Here is a 2,047-nt window from a genome sequence, read left to right on the forward strand (position 1 = left end):
TGGGTCCAGTTTTTAATGTACGAGGCAATGAGGATTGGGGCGACAATGCCATCATGAATCATTACCTCGATCATGGCCTGTTTGTTGCCGTTGTGACCAGCAAGGGTCCTGCGGAGGACAGCGGCAAGAAGCCATTTCGTGATAGTATTTCACAGGCCATTGAATTCGTGCTGCCGCGGTTGCCTTAGATTATTCGCGCTCGTTGCTTCCGCTCCAATTTTATCAATATTCCCAATTCGCACAGACTGTGCCATGCAGGCTGAAATCTGCCATAATATGAGGATCGTCGGGTATGAAGACAGTCACTTCCATCATTTTTTCAGCCGCCCTTCTGGGGTTAACGCCTGTTTCATTCAGTCCGGCTACCGCTGCTTCGACTGTGGTTGCAACCGCAACACAAAGCGAAACCGACCGGATCAACCAATGGTTCGACGAAAAATATGAGGAAGAGCTCGCGTTCAGCCCGATCGAACAGACCTTTATCGGGCGCAAGACCGATTATGGGCTGATCGACGATTTCAGCGATGCAGCGGCCGATGCGCAGCTGGTCTGGTTGCGCGATGCCGTTGCCGAGATGAAAAGCCGCTTCGACTATACAAAGCTTTCAACGGAGGCGAAGACATCTTACGACATCTGGTCCTACAATCTGAAGCAGGCGGAAGCAGGCTTGCCGTTCCGGTCCAATCGCTATGCGCTGCACCAGCATAATGGCCTGCAGTCCTTTTTCCCGACCTTTCTGATCAACACGCACAAGGTCGAGACCGAAGCCGACATGCTGGGCTTTATCCAGCGTCTGTCCGGTGTTGCTACCGCGCTCGACCAGCTGCTCGCTCGCGCGCAGACCAATGCGGCGGCGGGAACCCGTCCGCCGCGCTTTGCCTATGAAGGGGTGATCGACCAGTCGACCAAGATCATCAGCGGAGCGCCCTTTGATGATGGCGCGCCTTCGGCAATCTGGACCGCGACCGAAGACAAGCTCAAGGGACTGGTTGAAAAGCAGGTTATCGACAAGGCGCGCGCCGATGTGCTGCGCGGCGAGGCCCGCTCGGCCCTGATCAACGCCTTTGCACCCGCCTATCAGCGTATCATTGCCTGGTATCAGGGAGATATGCCCAATAGCGATGCGCTGCCACAGGGCGTTAGTGCGCTGCCCAACGGCCAGGCTTTTTATAATTATCGGCTGGCCAATCAAACAACGACAAAATTGACCGCCGAAGAAATCCATGAGCTGGGTCTCAGCGAAGTGGCGCGCCTGCGCGGCGACATGGAAGCGGTCAAGGACAAGGTGGGATTTGACGGCGACCTCAAGGCCTTCTTCAAATATATCCGCGAGGACGACCAGTTTTATTTCTCCGACGACGATGCGGGAGCGGATCAATATATCGCGGCGGCCAAAGGGCATATCGATGCCTTGAAAGCGCTATTGCCGGACTATTTCGGCATTCTCCCCAAGGCCGATCTGGAAGTGCGCCGGGTCGAATCCTTCCGCGAACGCGATGGCGCGGCCCAGCATTATCGCAGCGGCACGCCTGACGGGTCCCGTCCCGGCATCTATTATGCCCATCTTTCCGATATGCGGGCGATGCCGATCCCGACGCTCGAGGTAATTGCCTATCATGAGGGCCTGCCCGGTCATCATATGCAGATTTCCATTGCCCAGGAACTGACCGGTATCCCAACCTTCCGGACTCAGGCAGGCTATACCGCCTATAGCGAGGGCTGGGGTCTCTATTCAGAAACGCTGGCCAAGGAAATGGGCGGCTATGCCGATCCCTATTCCGAATTTGGCCGGCTCACCAGCGAGATCTGGCGCGCGATCCGGCTGGTGGTGGACACCGGTTTGCACAGCAAGGGCTGGAGTGAGGAACAGGCCGTGGCTTACTTCCTGGAAAATTCGTCCATTCCCGAAGCGGCCGTCCGGTCCGAAGTGCGTCGCTATCTGGTCAATCCGGGTCAGGCGACCAGCTACAAGATCGGGATGATCAAAATTCTCGAACTGCGGGCGCGAGCCAAAGAGCAGCTGGGCGACAAATTTGATATTCGCGCT

At 56.4% G+C, this 2,047-nt stretch carries 2 protein-coding genes; both read left to right on the forward strand.

Annotated features, from left to right (window positions below; translation table 11 throughout):
• Positions 1-188 (forward strand): hypothetical protein (locus V7665_RS07240; RefSeq protein ID WP_335663866.1); only part of this gene is annotated, 188 nt, incomplete at its 5' end.
• Positions 189-379: 191 nt separating this feature from the next.
• Positions 380-2,047: DUF885 domain-containing protein (locus V7665_RS07245; RefSeq protein WP_335663867.1), on the forward strand; the 1,668-nt coding region annotated here is incomplete at its 3' end.

The organism is Parasphingorhabdus sp., assembly GCF_036964675.1.
Taxonomy (GTDB): Bacteria; Pseudomonadota; Alphaproteobacteria; order Sphingomonadales; family Sphingomonadaceae; genus Parasphingorhabdus.